General features: G+C 35.3%; 10 protein-coding genes. All 10 read right to left on the bottom strand.

What is annotated here, in order from left to right; genetic code table 11:
- Positions 1 to 154: 154 nt before the first annotated feature.
- Positions 155 to 1,483, bottom strand: coding sequence for a glycoside hydrolase family 28 protein (locus CLU83_RS19395; protein WP_100433130.1), 1,329 nt, complete (start codon positions 1,481 to 1,483; stop codon positions 155 to 157).
- Between the two features lie 28 nt (positions 1,484 to 1,511).
- Positions 1,512 to 2,852, bottom strand: a complete 1,341-nt coding sequence (locus CLU83_RS19390) for a hypothetical protein (RefSeq protein WP_100433129.1) — start codon at positions 2,850 to 2,852, stop codon at positions 1,512 to 1,514.
- Between the two features lie 12 nt (positions 2,853 to 2,864).
- Positions 2,865 to 4,193: a glycoside hydrolase family 105 protein gene (locus CLU83_RS19385; protein ID WP_100433128.1), complete on the bottom strand. Its 1,329-nt coding sequence runs from the start codon at positions 4,191 to 4,193 to the stop codon at positions 2,865 to 2,867.
- Positions 4,194 to 4,226: 33 nt separating this feature from the next.
- Positions 4,227 to 5,516 carry a DUF4861 domain-containing protein gene (locus tag CLU83_RS19380; protein WP_100433127.1) on the bottom strand — a complete coding sequence of 430 codons (1,290 nt, stop codon included), beginning with the start codon at positions 5,514 to 5,516 and terminating at the stop codon, positions 4,227 to 4,229.
- Positions 5,517 to 5,888: 372 nt separating this feature from the next.
- Complete coding sequence (gene rhaM / locus CLU83_RS19375) at positions 5,889 to 6,212, bottom strand: L-rhamnose mutarotase (protein WP_100433126.1); 324 nt, start codon at positions 6,210 to 6,212, stop codon at positions 5,889 to 5,891.
- Between the two features lie 4 nt (positions 6,213 to 6,216).
- A complete protein-coding gene (locus CLU83_RS19370) occupies positions 6,217 to 7,248 on the bottom strand; it encodes a family 43 glycosylhydrolase (protein WP_232727192.1) in 1,032 nt (343 codons plus the stop codon).
- A gap of 11 nt (positions 7,249 to 7,259) precedes the next feature.
- Entirely contained in the window at positions 7,260 to 8,765 is a 1,506-nt protein-coding gene (locus CLU83_RS19365) for a sialate O-acetylesterase (protein ID WP_100433124.1), read from the bottom strand.
- A gap of 144 nt (positions 8,766 to 8,909) precedes the next feature.
- Complete coding sequence (locus CLU83_RS19360; protein WP_100433123.1) at positions 8,910 to 10,865, bottom strand: RagB/SusD family nutrient uptake outer membrane protein; 1,956 nt, start codon at positions 10,863 to 10,865, stop codon at positions 8,910 to 8,912.
- A 24-nt stretch (positions 10,866 to 10,889) separates the two neighbouring features.
- On the bottom strand, positions 10,890 to 14,033 hold the full coding sequence (locus tag CLU83_RS19355; protein ID WP_100433122.1) for a TonB-dependent receptor: 3,144 nt from the start codon (positions 14,031 to 14,033) through the stop codon (positions 10,890 to 10,892).
- A gap of 499 nt (positions 14,034 to 14,532) precedes the next feature.
- Positions 14,533 to 16,635 carry a RagB/SusD family nutrient uptake outer membrane protein gene (locus tag CLU83_RS19350; RefSeq protein ID WP_100433121.1) on the bottom strand — a complete coding sequence of 701 codons (2,103 nt, stop codon included), beginning with the start codon at positions 16,633 to 16,635 and terminating at the stop codon, positions 14,533 to 14,535.
- Between the last annotated feature and the right edge of the window lie 30 nt (positions 16,636 to 16,665).

The following is a 16,665-nucleotide window of genomic DNA, read 5'->3' as shown; positions in this document are numbered from 1 at the left end:
CATAATTCACATCAATTATCATAACTATTTCGCAATAGAAAATCCTTTATTAAAAATATTTCAAAAGAATAAATTTAATAAAGGATCGGAATTTGAATAAAAACAAAATTACAGTTAAAAAAATAACTGTAATTTTTTTAACTATTTATGATAACTAATCCACTAATTTACCATTTACAGATACCTTTTTGAAGGTAACTCCCTTAATGGCGCTTTTATCAATTTCACCATTTTTGGATTCAATGTTCAGATTTTCAAAAGTAAAGTCCGTTAAAAATATGTTCGGATCTTTTTGCACTTCGTAAAACTTATCGCATTTTAAATTGATATTACGTAAAGTTACATGCTCTCCATAAGAAGCTGGAGTATCTTTACGTCCTTTCATATCAAAAAACTGATTCCATTGATAAACAACCAATCCTTTTACGGCAGTTCCTTTAATGTTTTCGACCAAAATGTATTCGTATTTTTGAGGAGTATCCGGTCTCATTTTCAACCACAATAAACGCGATACATCTGTAACCGAACAATTACGCATGATAACATTTTTGTTATGTATAGATTCACTGCCATTCGTTAATGCTGAATGCGAAAATCCATAAGTACAGTTTTCTATAATAATATTTGTGTTTTCCCCGTTTCCTTCTTCAGTATCTGCCCAAGGTCCTTTGCCGCCTTTTAAAGCAATAGCATCATCATTAACCGACATATAGCATCCTTTTACTAAAAAATTCGAACATACATCAATATCGATAGCGTCTGTACTTGGTGCTTTCACTTTTTCATGCGGAGAAAAAATATACAAATCAATCAATTTTACATTTTGACATTTGTAAAAATGGTTTGTCCAAAAACCCGAATTAATCAGCTTCACATCTTGAAATTGAACATTCTTAGAATTCCAAACAAAAACCAATCGCGGTCTTGAAACTTCTAAATTAGTGCATTTTGGATTTTCTTTACGTCTTGCCCAAAAAGCTTCATAATATTTATAACCATTACCGTTTATCGTTCCTTTTCCCGAAATAGTAAATCCGTCCAAACCATAAGCATTGACTAAGGCTGGGAAATAATCCAAGTTTTGACCTTCCATACGCGAAGACATAATTGGATAATTAGAAATATCATCAGAACCTTTTAATACACCGCCTTCGGAAACATGCAAATGTGTTTTGGGCTTAAAAAATAAGGCTCCGCTCATGAAGACTCCTTTAGGAATAATTACTACTCCTCCACCATTTTCAGAAGCTTTATCGATCACTTTTTGAATGGCTGCAGTCTGAATTACTGTACTGTCGTTTTTTACGTCATAATCTGTAATAACATATTGTTTTCCTAATTTTTCTAATTTGATTTTAGACGAATCATTAAACCAACCCGGGATTTTTGTTCCGTCAGGAAAAACATTTTTAGCGTTTTTTTGAGCTAACGAAATTTGACAAAATCCGATAACCATGATAATTAATGCGATACTTTTTTTCATTATATAAATTTAATTTTCAACTGTTTTTCTACTTTCTTTTTAGCCATGTTTCAGGCACATTTATAATGCAAATATTCATCGTTTTATTATCCTCCGAAAGCATTGCCGATTCAAATTGTATCTTAGTTCCTTCTCTATTAAAAGTTGGATGAATATGGTCTTGTGCCGTTTCTTTATGCCCAGTAGTAAGCATTAGGATTTCTTTTGTTTTTCTGTCTATTAGATATAAGCTTCTAGAGAAATCATCTCCTGTCGCCCATCTCCCATCAGATGAACCATGAACATGCCAAAAACCGCTCCCGCTATTTGTTTGCCCTGCAATAATCATTTCTCTTGTTCTTAGATTAACTATTGCTAAACCTGTAGGTTTTTCACGGGTTCCAGAAGCACCCCAATTACTTTCCTGCCCAGGGTTTTCTGGGTTTTTAACTTCTTTACTATCGGTTACTTGAGCAGGAGTTTCTTTTTGAATGTCAACTTTTCTGTGTCCCATTATTGCCATGGCAACCTCATCTTTTCCAATTACTGCTTCATGAGTAACCCACTCGTAAGAAGCTTCGGGATATAACGGTCGTAAACCCGAACCATCTGCCATAACTACCCAAGTACGCTGTGGTGACTTACCTCCTGTTTCCCAGCAAAAAATAATTTCGTTAGCATTCCATATATTTGATTGAATATGACCTATTTGAAAAGGAACTGAAATTACATGTTTAAACTCTCCCGTTTTCAAATTCATGCTCGAAATACCTCCTGGTCCAGCTCCCATATTTCTAGGACCAAAATTCTTTTCGAGAGTAACATTTTTATCTAAATATTTAAAAGCTTCCGTTTTACCGACTCTAAAATATACTTTATCTTCATCGGCATCTAATGCCATATCTCCGGAAGCTTCCATTTCTGACGGGCTTTTTCCGCAAACTCTTTCGTAAGCAGTGACAGCCTGCATTTTTCCCGCTTGGCTGTCTTTAAAAACTTTATCCAGATCTACTTCTATAATCTGCATTGCCTTTTCAGCTGCATCGCGCATAAAATAGACTTTCATCGATTTTTGAGCAATACAAAACGTCCCTGAATAACCGCCTTCGGTAACCTGAACTATTTCTCCTGATTTTTCATTAACCGCCATAATTTCCCCCTCAACGCGATGTGAGCGAAATAGAACCCAATTACCATCAGAAGTCCATTGTGGATGAGTTGGATAAATTTTGGAATCTCCTTTTGATTTACTTGTCAAAAAAGTTATTTCATAGCCTGTTACCGGATCTTTGACAATCTTTTTTTCAGATGGAAACCGCTGTCCTATTTGACCAAAAACTGTAACTGTACAGAAAATATAAAATAATATAAATACTGTTTTTAACTTCATCTTTCTAAAATATTATCCCTTTTTTAATTGTATAGAACTGTCATTTATCTCAAATTGACTGTTATTTAACAACGCAATCACTTCGGCACCAGCCAATAAAACTGGACCATAACCATGAGCAGCAAATATGTTTATCGGACGGTAATAATAAAATGCCGGGTCAAAGCCCATTCCTGTACCTACGCAGGTTCCTTCAACCTGACCTTTGTCATTGACTTTTGAAGCTACTGCATTCCAAGCTAGTAAAACAGTTGGAGCATACGTCATTTTATCTACATACCCTCTATTTATTGCCCTTGCGATGGCATAAGTATATATTGCTGTCGCAGAAGTTTCTAAATACGTATCATTTCTGTCAATTAACTGATGCCAAAAACCAGTTCCATCTTGATATTTTTGCAATCCAGCAATATGAGCTTGTAATTGCGCCAATACTTTTGGATATCCTGGATGATTTTTCGGCAATGTTTCCAACAATTCGACCATAGTCATAACCGCCCAGCCATTTGCTCTTGCCCAATGAAATTGAGGATGAACCTGCATTGACTCTACCCAACCATGCATATAAAGACCTTTTTCGGCATTAAACATTCTTTGCGAGAATTGAATCACTTGTTTTACAGCATCATCAAAATATTTTACATCTCCTGTATAACCTCCCATTTGCGCAAGCGCAGGAACGCTCATAAACATATCATCAAGCCACAGCGTGTTCATCTGAGGTCTGTTTCGTGCCAAAGTTCCGTCACTCAAACGCTGTTGTTTTTGACTAATGAATGTAATTAAATTATTGATTACTGGATCGATGTTTGCTGCTAAACCCATTTTTTTTGCTTTGATAAAGGCAGCACATAACGCTCCGGCATCGTCCAAAGCATGTGGTTTAATTACCGAATGTATTGGAGAATTTTCAATGTTTTTTTCATCTGTATTGGCATAAAGATCCGCAATCAGCTGCAGTCTTTTGTTTACATAATTTTCGTATTTTTTATCCGAAGTCTCCTTTGCAGTCAAGAGCATTCCTGCATAAGTCACTCCCCATTCGTAACTCGTAAGCCTAAATGCACCTTTCTCAAAAGCAATATTACCGTCAATTTTTTTGAAATTAGTAACCTCCGAATTATCCTTTTTATTTACAACTTTTGAAGCAGTATTCGCTTCTAAAAAAGTATAAACTCTATCCAAAACTGCTTTTACGTTTGCCTTTTCAGGAATAACATACGGAGTAGGGTATTCTGGCTGTAGCAAATGCAAAGGAGCAGTAGCATCAGTTGTTTGAGATTGTGCTACTGCAAATGCTCCCAAAAAAAGCAAAACGAAAATTTGGTTTAGTTTTTTCATAATTCTTAAATTAAATTGTTTTTGTCAAATGCATTATTTTATTTCAACATCAACTTTGGCTGAAAGCTGTTCCGCTAGAGTAGTAACGTATTTCGTAAAATAAGCGGCGTCTTTAAAATTTGCATCAGCGCTTAACTCCCAGCCCGCCACTGCATAATAACTAATCGGGGCATTATTTTTGACTGTTAATTTAGCCAAATACGAATCGGTTAACTGCCCCGTTTTGGGAGCTTCTATATATCCATTGTATATTTTTTTAGGAACTAAAATTGCCGTTCCTAATATCCATTGTTTTTCATAAGTTAAATGCCCGTGCTGAATCAAACAAACAAAATCGCCCGAATTAATTTCTATTAATGGATTAGTATTGTTGATATTAGAAAGTGCGGCTAAAAACACTTCGTTTCCTTGAAGGCCATTTACCGTCACTGTATTTTTATATCCATACATTCCCGGCCAGATTGAAGTCGTCTCCTGCACCTGATACTTTTTTCCGTTAATATCCCAATTATGGTAGTTATAACTTAAAACCGAATTCTCAGGTCCTTCACTTACAATTTTAAACGTTGTTGTTTCAATATTATTTAAAGGTTCTTTTGCGGTAATTCCTAATCTTTTTATTTCATTATTTACCAATAAAGCATAACCTCCCAAACCTGCTGAGTTTCCAACTGGAAAAATATCTCTTCCCCAATCGTACATTTGATGGTAATTATCTTCCACACCGCCTTTACTGTTTATGCCTACATTTTCTGGAGTAATGGCTGGGATTTTTTTACCAAAAACATCTTTAGCATTTCTTCCGTCCAAATAATGCCTAAATCCTACTTTATCATTTTCCCAAGATGGACCATCTGTCTGATAACGCTGATATCCCAATGCTGTATGCACTTCATTGGCTGGCATTACCTCTTCGGTTGCGGGTTTCACTGGCTCGTCTTTTCCAGTTCTTTTTCCAAAACGAACACTTGTGCGTACCGTAAATTTAGGATCAGTTGCAGACCATCTTAACACTAATTCTTTTTTCTCTTTGGGTGCAAAATCAGCAATTAAAAAGATTTCATCCCATTTTCCATCGCCATCAAGATCGTTTAGCTGGGCAGGAATAGTATCCTTTTGTTGCAGGATGATTGGATAATTGGATGCATTTTTTATAAAAGGAAAAGCGCTTCGTTTAATTTCAACTGCCTTTTGAGGCAAAACAATATCCGAAGTGTTTTTGAGAACAATTTTTGTTGCGGTTTCGTTTTTTTGAGCTTTACAACTGTTCAATAATAGTACAGTAGCTGTTATTGTTAAACCAAATCGAATACTTTTTTTCATTTTATTTACTTATTTATTAAAAAAAATACTGGAACTATTGTTCAAAAATCTTCTCTTTCACAAATTTAGCTTTCTTTTTTACTCCATTAAAAAAACCATCGAAATACTGCAGTATGATCCTTTTAATTTGTTTTAAATTAATTCACAAAAAAAAAACGCTAAACCATAAAGATTATAGCGTTTAAAAAGAAGGTTTGTAAAAACTCACACTTATAGAATTAACTTTCTTTTTAAAAAAATTTAAAACCACTAACCAAACCAAAAACAACCTTGAGAGTTATTAACCTATCATTGATTCAAATATATCTATTAAAGCAGGTAAGAGTATCCTGTTGTATACTGCTACAAACCAATTTTTATAAAATCAACAAATTAATCCAAATGAAAAACCTCTTTTAACGAAGCCGAAAGCGGTGAATTATCTGGATTAGTCTCCATGATATCACCCATATACGCCCACCATTTTTTCACAATAGGATGATTAGGCAAAAATGCTTCATCAAAATCAGGGCTTAATTTTTGAACTGCAAAAAGAACAAGTGTTTCTTCATCTAAAAAAATACTGTAATCCTGAATCCCTGATTCGGAAAGTAAGGATGCTAATTCTGGCCAAATTTCGTCGTGTCTTTTTTTGTATTCCGCTTCAAAACCTTTTTTTAATTTCATTTTGAATGCATTTCTATGCGTGTTTTTCATTTTTTTATGGCTGTTTTAAATTTATATAAACAGGATTATCCCTGTTGCAAACTATCTCGTCATTTTCCAATTCTAATTCGGCTACCTGAATCGAGCTTCTTTTAGTCTTGTAATTGTCTTTCCCTTTATTCTCGGGAGTTCTTCCGGGATGTGTAAAATAAAAAATATAAGCTTTCCCTCCATTTACAACTACATCAGCATGTCCACCTATAACCTGATCGTCAATTCCTGTCCCTGGAATTTCAAGTATATTTTTTGGCTGCCTTTTCCAATTAATAAAATCTTCTGAAGAATATACGCTTAGTCCGCGCCAAGTATCACAAATCATCCAGTTTTTACCTTTCCACTGAAAAACTTTCGGTCCTTCGCCACGCTCTTTTACAATCTTTTTGCCAGCATCTGTCCAATTGTATAAATCGGGACTATCTGCATAATAAATAGATTTTCCATCATTTTCATTATTGTAATACATTCGCCAAGTTCTATTTGGCAATCGAAAAACAGAAGCATCAATACATCGCTCAGAAGCCAATTTTAGTTTCGACTCAAATTTCCAATCCATTAAATTTTTACTCGTCAGATGAATAATATAGCGCGGAAAATACCAACCGTCAAAAATACCCGGGACAATCGTCAAATACATGTGGTATAAACCTTTATACTCAATAACATCGGGTGCCCAATGGGTAATTTGCGGTAATTTATATCCGATATTACAAGTATCCTTATATGTCCAATTTACGCCGTTTTTTGATTCTGCAATTCCAATTCGAGTGCCATGAACCCAACTAACCCCTTTAGCCGTAGAATCATTTGCTCTGCGGTTGGTATAAAACATAAACCATTTTTTCTGTTTTTTGTTCCAAATAACTGCTGGATCTGCCGCTCCGTCAAAAACAGGATCACGAAACAATGGTTTACCAGCTATATTCTGAGTCTTACTTTCAGCATTTTGAGCGTTGACGAAATGACAGAAGAACAACAAAATTCCGAAAAAAATATTTTTATTTATAATACTCATAAATGTGTAATTCATTTGGCAAAATACTATTTCTGATTTTCCCAATTATCTGTTCTAAATGGTGATGCCGGTAAATTTTCGGCATTGAATAAATTTGGATCAGGAACTGCTTTCCAAGCAAATCGAACCGCTATCGGCTTATTCACTTTTTCAGAAGAAACAACTACTGTTTTTCCTTTAATTTTAGCAACAGCTGGATAAAAAACTTTGTCCTCGCCGGCAACTTCAAATTCTTTCAAAACATCTCCTTTTTGAGAAAGTCCAGATTCTGCATAATCAAAAAACAATTTTATCTGTTTTTTATCCGCTTCCATGTGATTGTATATAGGTCCAGAAAACGCTAATTTACTTTCATTATAAGTTTGAGCACGAGCAATAAGTGACAGTCTGTAACCAACCGTCTGCTTATCTATCGGATGAATATTGGTTTCATTCCCAACATCCGTTGTAACCGCCATTCCGCTATTTTTAATTTTATTCAAAGAAAGCAGCTGTGCCTCACGGATGTATGGATTTTGACCTTTATGAGGTGCAATCTGAACATAATAAAATGGGAAATCACCTTGTTTCCAGTTGTCTCTCCAGTTTTGCACCATTGCAGGAAACAGCGTTTGATACAGCAATGCTTTTTCGGCATTGCTTTCCCCTTGATACCAGATAACCCCTTTCATCGTATAATTAATTATTGGATGCAGCATGCCATTATACAAAACATACGGATATTTATTCTCCTCCGTTTTCTTTGGTTTTTTGAGTTCTGCAGCTGCAGTTCCATTTTTCAAATTAGTATAATACGCTTCTAAGTCCGTATAATATTGTTTTTCTTTTTGAACATTTTCTATCAGAATCGGAACTAAGTCCTTATTTTCTTCTAAAACTTTTGCTGACGTCCAAGCTTCTGCTTTAGTACCTCCCCAAGAAGTAGAAATCAAACCAATTGGCGTTTTGATATTCTGAAACAAATCACGTCCAAAAAAATACCCTACTGCCGAAAAATCATATACGTTTTCTGGAGAACATTCTTTCCAATTCCCTTTAACATCATCCAATGGCTTCTCAGAAGCGACAGTCATTACCGTAAATAATCGGATTAATGGGAAATTAGCATTTTTGACTTCTTCTTCATAATTTTTAACTCCTGTTTTCCAAGTCCCTTCTTGTTTTCCTACAGGGAAAAACATATTGGATTGTCCTGAACAAATCCAAACTTCACCCAATAGAACATTATTAAGTGTGATTTTATTGGAAGCTTGCAACGTTATGGTATATTTTTTTTCGTCTGCTTTAGGAGTTGAAACTTCAACTTTCCAATTCCCTTTAGCATCTGCTTTTGTTTCTACTAAATCCGTTTGCCAACCCAATTGAATTTTTATAATTTCATTTGGCGCGGCCCAACCCCACAAGTTTACTTTTGCTTTTTGCTGCAAAACCATATTATCACTTACAAGAGCCGGTAATTTTATCTGTGCCTGCAACAATTGGCAAGCAGCTATAAAACAGAAAAGCAGCAGTTCTTTTTTAACTATTTTCATATCTTCTTTTTTACATTGAGTAGAGGATTTAAAAATACAGGACAACTTTTGAATAAGCGTCCTGTACTCTCCTGATTATAAAAAAACAAACCGTCTCATAATGATATGAGACGGTTTAAAACATAAACTAAATAACAAAAATGATTAATAGCCTGGATTCTGCATTGCTGTTTTTTCGGCTGCAGTCAATGGCTTTCCACTTGCATATATACCATCAAGGAAAGTTTGAGGGATTGGACGCAAATTATGATAAGCTTGAATATTTGCAGTTGCTTCAATATTATAAGCCTTTGCTCTAGCTACCAATGTTTGAGTTCTGCTCAAATCTTCCCAACGGTGAAACTCTCCACAAAGTTCTCTAGCACGTTCATTCAAAATTAAACATAGCATACGATCATAATCACTGCTATATCCTAGTTTTGCAATTACAGCCATGTCTTCAGCAGGTAAGGCACCAATACTAGAAATAATCAAACTTGTAGCTGTAGTTGCAACTGCAATATTATTAGATTCGTAATATGAATTTTCTGGAATATATGAGATAGGAATTCCTGCTTGTCCTGTAGTAGTGTATGCAGCTGAACCATCAGCATAAGCTGCACGATTTTCTCCAGATTTATATGCTGCGCGAGTACGAACAATATTAATGTAATTTAATGCGTCGCTAAATGACCCTGCTCCTGCTTTTGCCAAACGTATTTTTGCTTCAGCAGCCATTAAATAAGTTTCTCCAGAACGTGCTAATACTATATCACGTGATCCTTTTATATTACTCAAATCTAACCTGTTCCCATCCATGTATTTACTTAAAGACGGAAATCTTACATCTGCCATTAAGCCAACTTTATCAGTTGCATAAGCCACATATACACTTGGAATAGTTTTTCCAGTTTTTGGATCGATTATAACATTTACATTTTTAGTTTTTGCAAATCGGGTGTCCGAAGGATTATTCATAACGTACATAATACCTAAATCACCATTTTTATTAAGAATAGGCGCTACCGTCGATGCATTGTTAACAATACTTTTTGTTTGAAAACTTTTCCAAAAACGAGAATCATTTACTTTATCAAATACATCATACATAAAATAAGTAGGTGCCAAACGGCTAAATGGTCTTCCTCCTGCCAAGTTACGCTTCATTTGAGGCAACTGATCGTAAGTCGAAAGGAAATACAAATGCTGCTGATTACCACCCGTAGTCAATGTACTAGCATTAAACTGAGCTGATAAAATTAATTCTGGCAATTTTTCATTTGCATCATCGGCAACGGTATATTTCCATAAATTATCATAGTTTACAGCGAGCGGATGATGAGAAATAACTTCATCAGACAAAGTAACCACCTGTTGTAAATCAGCAGATTTTGTAGTAGAATTCCATGAGTCATTAATCTCACTGGCGCGAGCCAAATAAACTTTTGCCAAATAATGAGCTACGGCATCTTTTGTTATTTTAGCTGGATAACCTGCGTTGCTTAATAAATTATAAGCCTGTGTAAAGTCGGCAATCACTTGACCTAAAACATCTTTTGGAGCTGCTCTTGTAAATTCCAATTCAACAGTTGAGTAAGTCTTTAATACTAAAGGCACTGCACCATATTGACTTACCAATTTTAAATAATTGAAAGCTCTCAAAAAATATCCTTCTCCTAATGCAGTTTTCTTAATAGCATCATTGGTAGATGTACTTGCTAATGAGGCTTCAATTAACTGATTAGCATTACCAATTCCAATATACAAGTTGTCCCAATTAGTATTAGCAGCGACAGTATTCGCATTTTGTACTGTTACGAAAGCTTTGAAACCTGAAGAATACGAATTCCATATCCAGTTTGAAGAATCTCCTCCAGCATGAAATTCATCTGTCCCAGATTCTGAAACCGCAAGAGGAACTTCTCCAACAAATTCAGCAGCTAACACTTGATAATATGTCCCAATTGCCAAGGCTTGAATTCCTGCATCGGTTTTGTAATATTCTTTACTATATGCTGTCGTCAAGTCTTCCTCTAGAAAATCTTGATTACAAGATGAGCTGCTAAGAGCTAATACAGCTAAAAACAACAAATTTATGTATGGTTTTTTATAATTTTTCATAGTTTATCTTAATTAAAATCAATTTTAGAATTGGACATTTAATCCCATAGTGAACCCTCTGTTTGAAGCTGTTGTTTGTGTATCAAGATCAGTCCATTCAACTTTTGAATAAATCATAAATGGGTTATTTGCCTGCAAATACAATCTCAATTTAGAAACTCCTATTTTTTCTGCTAATTCGTTTGTGAAATTATACCCCAAAGAGATGTTTCTCATTTTTAGAAATGATCCTCCGCGATATCCTAATATTGGATAATAAGCATCCCCAGTTCCTGCAGAAGCAATTGGTTTTTGATATTCAGCATTGATGTTGTTTTCATTATAATAATTAATTTCTCTTTGACTTAGTCTTGCTCCTTGGTTTTCACCTCCTGTATCATAAAAATATCCCATTTTCCCATATACAAAGAAAGAGAATTCAACATTTTTATAAACAAAAGTATTTGTCAATCCTGCAATAAATTTTGGATCTTTACTGCCTATTATGACACGGTCATTGTTGGCATCAATTTTATAATCACCATTTTGATCAACAGGTCTTGCATTACCAGCTGTAAATACGGTAGTACCAGCAGCTGCATTAAATTTTGCCATTTCTACTGCATCTTCAGGTTTCCAAATTCCATTTGATTCGAAACCATAAATCACATTTTGCGCTTGTCCAATGAATAAGTTGTTGTTAATATCATCAAATTTTCCGTTTTGCAGGGAAACGATGTGGCTTTTTTGATACGAACCGCTAAAGCTAGAAGTCCATTCAAAATCTTTTGCTCTAATATTCACTGTATTCAAAGTAAGCTCAACTCCATTTCCTTCTGTTTCCCCTACGTTTTGATAGGTATCTTTAACACCCAATGGTGTTGGGACGCTGCTCTTTAATAATAAATCAGTAGTATTACTAGTATAATACTCTAAAGCACCTGATACTCTACTGTTAAACATAGAGAAATCAAGACCGTAATTAAACTGTGAAGTTTGCTCCCATCCCAAATTTATATTCCCCAAAGAAGTATTATTTGTCACACCAGAACCAGTTGGATAAACAATTCCTATCAATGAAGGCTGTGTCGCGTAAGCAGGAACCGCGGCATTTCCGGTAACCCCGTACCCAACTCTCATTTTTAATTGGTCGAGCCAACTTACATTTTCCAAAAACTTTTCTTTATTCAAAACCCATGCTAAGGAAGTACTCGGGAAAAAAGCCCATTTATTCCCTGGTGCCAATTGAGAAGCTCCATCATAACGGCCAGATGCCGTAATAAGATACTTATCTGCATAACCATAATTTACCCTGCCCATGTAAGATAACAATCCTGTTTCTGTCAGACCAGAAGAATATCCAGCAAGGGTTACATTAGAAGGAGTAAGCGCATTCCATTTATTCTCTGGATTTTTAACATCATTGGCCGACATAGAACTTGCTTCATTTTGGTATTGCGTTTGACTCGCTAATAAAGTTACCCCGAAGTTATGATTTCCTAATGTTTTGTTGTAGAAAATTAAATTATCCAAAGTATATGAGATAGTTTGTTCTTTAGCCAATGAAGCAAAGCTTGTTCCAGCACGAATACCTGATTTGCCATCTAAATATACTCCGTCACGAAATGATGTTAAATCTGGACCAAAATTTACGCGGTATTTTAAACCGTCAAGTACAGAAGAAATTGCCCCTAAATCAAACTGAGTATATAAACTACCAAAAGCACGCATTGTGATGCGTTGATCTTGTGAGTATAAATCTTCGTCCACTGGAGTTCTAATAGCCGAATCCCCACCTGGATTATCAATTCGTTTTCCATTATTGTCATAAGGAACTGCATAAGGAAGATTCGTACGCGCTGTTGCATATATACCAGTAGAGCTTGTAACGGCAGTCCTTCCTGTATTGGATTGACCATATTCGTTTATCCCATAACTTGTATTAAGGCTTACTCCCATAGAGAACCATTTCGTTGGCGTAATGTCAACATTGGCAGTACCACTGTAGCGTTTGTAGCTTTGTCCTTTTAGTGTCCCGGTATTGTCCAAATATCCAAAAGACCCATAAGCTTTCATTTTTTCAGTACCACCACTAACACCTATGGTGTGCTGTTGAGTAATACCAGTACGTGTAACAAATTTAGTCCAATCGGTAGTCGCTACTTTAGAACCATCCCAAGTTGTAGTTAAATTTCCGTCAGCGTCTTTCCATCCTTTTTCAATGTTTGCCCAAGCATATGGATCGGCAGTAGCTGAAAAAATAGTCTTATCATTTGCAATAGTTGGCTGATCTCCTCTCGGAAAGGTATTTGTATTTGGAAGATTAGAGTAATATTTTGCCCAACGACGAAATTCGATATAATCTGCCGCATTCATGTTTGGAGCATTCTCATGAATCTCTTCGGTAACAATAGAAGAACTATAATTTAAAGTAAACTTTCCGTTTTTACCTTTTTTGGTTGTAACAATAACTACACCATTTGCACCGCGAGAACCATAAATAGCAGTAGCAGAAGCATCTTTTAGGACATCAATCGTCTCAATGTCTGTAGGGTTCAAGAAGTCAATTCCACCTGAATTTGGATCAACACTAATTTTCCCTGCAGAATCGGTAACAAGTCTTGAACTCAGCGGAATACCATCAACTACATACAAAGGCGCATTAGAAGCCGAAATAGAACGTGCTCCACGAATAGTCATACTTCCTACTTGTCCAGGACGTTCGTTAGAAGAGATATCTACACCAGCAGCTTTTCCCTGCATGGCTTGCACGGCATTCACTACAGGTCTTGAAGCAATTTCCTCAGCATTCACACTAACAATAGAACCTGTAAGATCTTTTTTCTTTCTTACTCCATAACCTACAACCACAACTTCATTCAAAGTATTATCAACTTCTTTTAATGATACATCATAAGTTGCTGCATCTCCAACAGTTCTTTCTTCTGCCTTAAAACCGATAAAGCTAAAAACAAGGATAGATCCTTTTGGAGCATCAATGGAATATGATCCATCAATATCAGTACTTGTACCATTTTTAGAATTCTTAATATTCACATTTGCTCCTGGCACTGGAATTCCTGATGCGTCTTTCACTGTACCCTTTACAGTTTTATTCTGCGCATAAAGAGATGAATCCAGCAACGAAATCACCGCAATAATAAGCAGAAAAATAAATTTGTTTTTCATAAAAGTTAAATTTTAGTTAATTAGTTAATCCAAATTTATCCAGAACACTTCCCTACACTATCCTGTACTGTCCTGTATTAACATTTACACGTTCATAATTACCAAGTATTTACACCATTTTTATTATATTTTTATCTTTTATACAGTGTGCAATCGATTGAATTGAAGTAAAATACCAAAAAATATGTTAAAAAAATATAAATTCGTAAAAAATTATACATTTTTAAATTACTTATGTTTTTTTAATCATAAAAAAATATCATACTAAAAATTTAATTAAAATTTATTACATTTTTTCAAAGTGGCACATATAATAAGTTTGCAGATTATTGAGAAATTAATTACTTCATTGGAGAGGTTTTGAAGTAAGCACAAACTAAAAAAACCATTTAAAAATTTAAATGGTTTAAAGGCTATTTCAGGACGGGACAATTGATCAATAAAAAAGGCCGTCTAAAAAAATAGACAGCCTTTTTTTATTGGAAAAAAAATAAAAAGATTAATAACCTGGATTTTGCCAAGCCGCTTTTTGTGCAGTAGATAAGTTAGATCCATCTTTATTTAATACACCATCAATAAACGTTTGAGGAATTGGGCGAAGTTCATGCTTATTCTCAGTAATAAATTTGGCTTCTGGATTAAATGCTTTGGCACGTTTTATTAAAGTTCCAGTACGAGACAATGTTTCCCAACGATCCCATTCACCCAACAATTCGCGGGTACGTTCGTTTAGAATAAAATTCAATGCACGTTCCATATCACTTGAAGCTCCAACTTTAGCAATAACTGCTTCATCTTCTGCAGGTAAGTTAGCAGGAAACGATTTTAATGTCAAGTCAGATGCCGCAGTGGTAACCGCTACCCCTGGATTAGACAAATAATACGTATTCATATTTAAGTTTGAATTAATATAATTTGTTGCCGCAGCACCTGTATTTAGAGGATTCTTTTCAAATGCTTGAGAACCATCATTATAATAAGATCTATTTTCACCACTTTTCCATTGAGCACGGCTACGAACAACGTTAATATCATTCATTGCGTCACCAAATTGTCCCAGACGAACATAACATTCAGCACGCAAAAGATAAGTTTCACCAAGACGTGCCATGATTACGTCACGATGAGCATTTCCTTTTTCAGCGTTACGCGATCCATCATCTGTTTTATTAATACCAGCAAAGAAATTACAAACATTTTGATTTTTAAACGTAGGTGCGACATAAACACCATTTTGATACAAAACCGACGCATTTGGAACAAATTGTCCCACTTTGCTTGTCAAAGATCCAGATGTAGCTTTTTGGCGGCCAGCAATACTCCATTCAGGTAAACGACCTGCATTATCCTTCCATGTTGGGTTTTGACTAAAGCAACCAAAGGTAAATCCATTATAAGTATTATCATTTTTGTCATTTAGAATCATTACAATACCCGGATCACCAAGCTTTACAGCATTAGGATTAGGAGTCTTTACAGTATTTACTCCGTAAACTGTCTTAAATGTTTTCCACATACGAGCATCATTTACGTGATCGAAAACACCATAGCTATACTCAGTAGGGCGACAACGCTGAAAGTCCATCGATCCAATCCAGATACCACGAGCTACCCAACCTCCTGCAAAACTTGAAAATTGAGGAGCAAAATAATTATAAGTTTGATTACCGTAACGGCCTTCTGCCACGGCATCTCCGTTGAATCCAGCTGCCATCAATATTTCATTCAGCTGTTCATTTGGACAATCAATACCAGTCCAGTTAGCATACAAATCACTATAATTTGGCGTCAAAGCCCCGCGAGAACTAATAGCATAACTACAGGCATCTACTGCTTCTTTATAATCATCCGTTTTATAAGCACTATTCCAAGCATTATTACGTTCAGAAGAACGGAACAATAATGCTTTTGCAAGGAAATGAGCAGCAGTAGCTTTAGTCCATGTAATCCCTTTACCATAAGTAAAAACTTCACCTTCAAAAAGACCATAAGCGTTACGTAAATCAGATATAACCTGTTTCCAACAATCCTCTTCACTTGAACGAGTAAAATTACGGACAACCGTTTCGATGATAGGTACAGTTTGAAGAACTACACCGCCATACTGAGCCGTAAGACGATAATAATTATAGCCACGCAAAAAATAAGCATGAGCCAAACAACGATTACGAACTTTTACATCAGTAATAACTGTTGGTGCTTTTGCAATGATCATATTAGCAGATGCAATACCATAATACATCTCATCCCAAAGTGCAGCTGGAGAAGTCGCATTATCGTTGGCCGCACCTGTAGATTTAGTTGCTCCTAATGGCCCCAAACTGCTACCATAAGTATTCCACATTTCATTTGTCAAGTCATTTGCGTTTGTAAACTCATCAGTACCATAAAGATTGATTCCATAAGCCCACTCATACCCAAAATGCCATCTAATATTACCATAAAGAGACTCTGTCAGATCTGTAAGTCCTTGAGCTGTGTCAAAATAGCTCGTCGGATATTTACTTACTTGTTCCTCGTCAAGGAAATCATTTGAGCATGAGGAAGACAATAGTCCCATCATTGCTAAAAAAACGATTCCTATATTTTTAAATTTATTCATTTTCCAATTATTTTAATGTTAGTTTTTTAT

The organism is Flavobacterium sp. 1 (assembly GCF_002797935.1).
In the GTDB taxonomy this organism is placed as follows: domain Bacteria; phylum Bacteroidota; class Bacteroidia; order Flavobacteriales; family Flavobacteriaceae; genus Flavobacterium.
The sequence above is the reverse complement of the archived record's forward strand: the minus strand, read 5'-3'. Positions and strand labels throughout refer to the sequence as shown.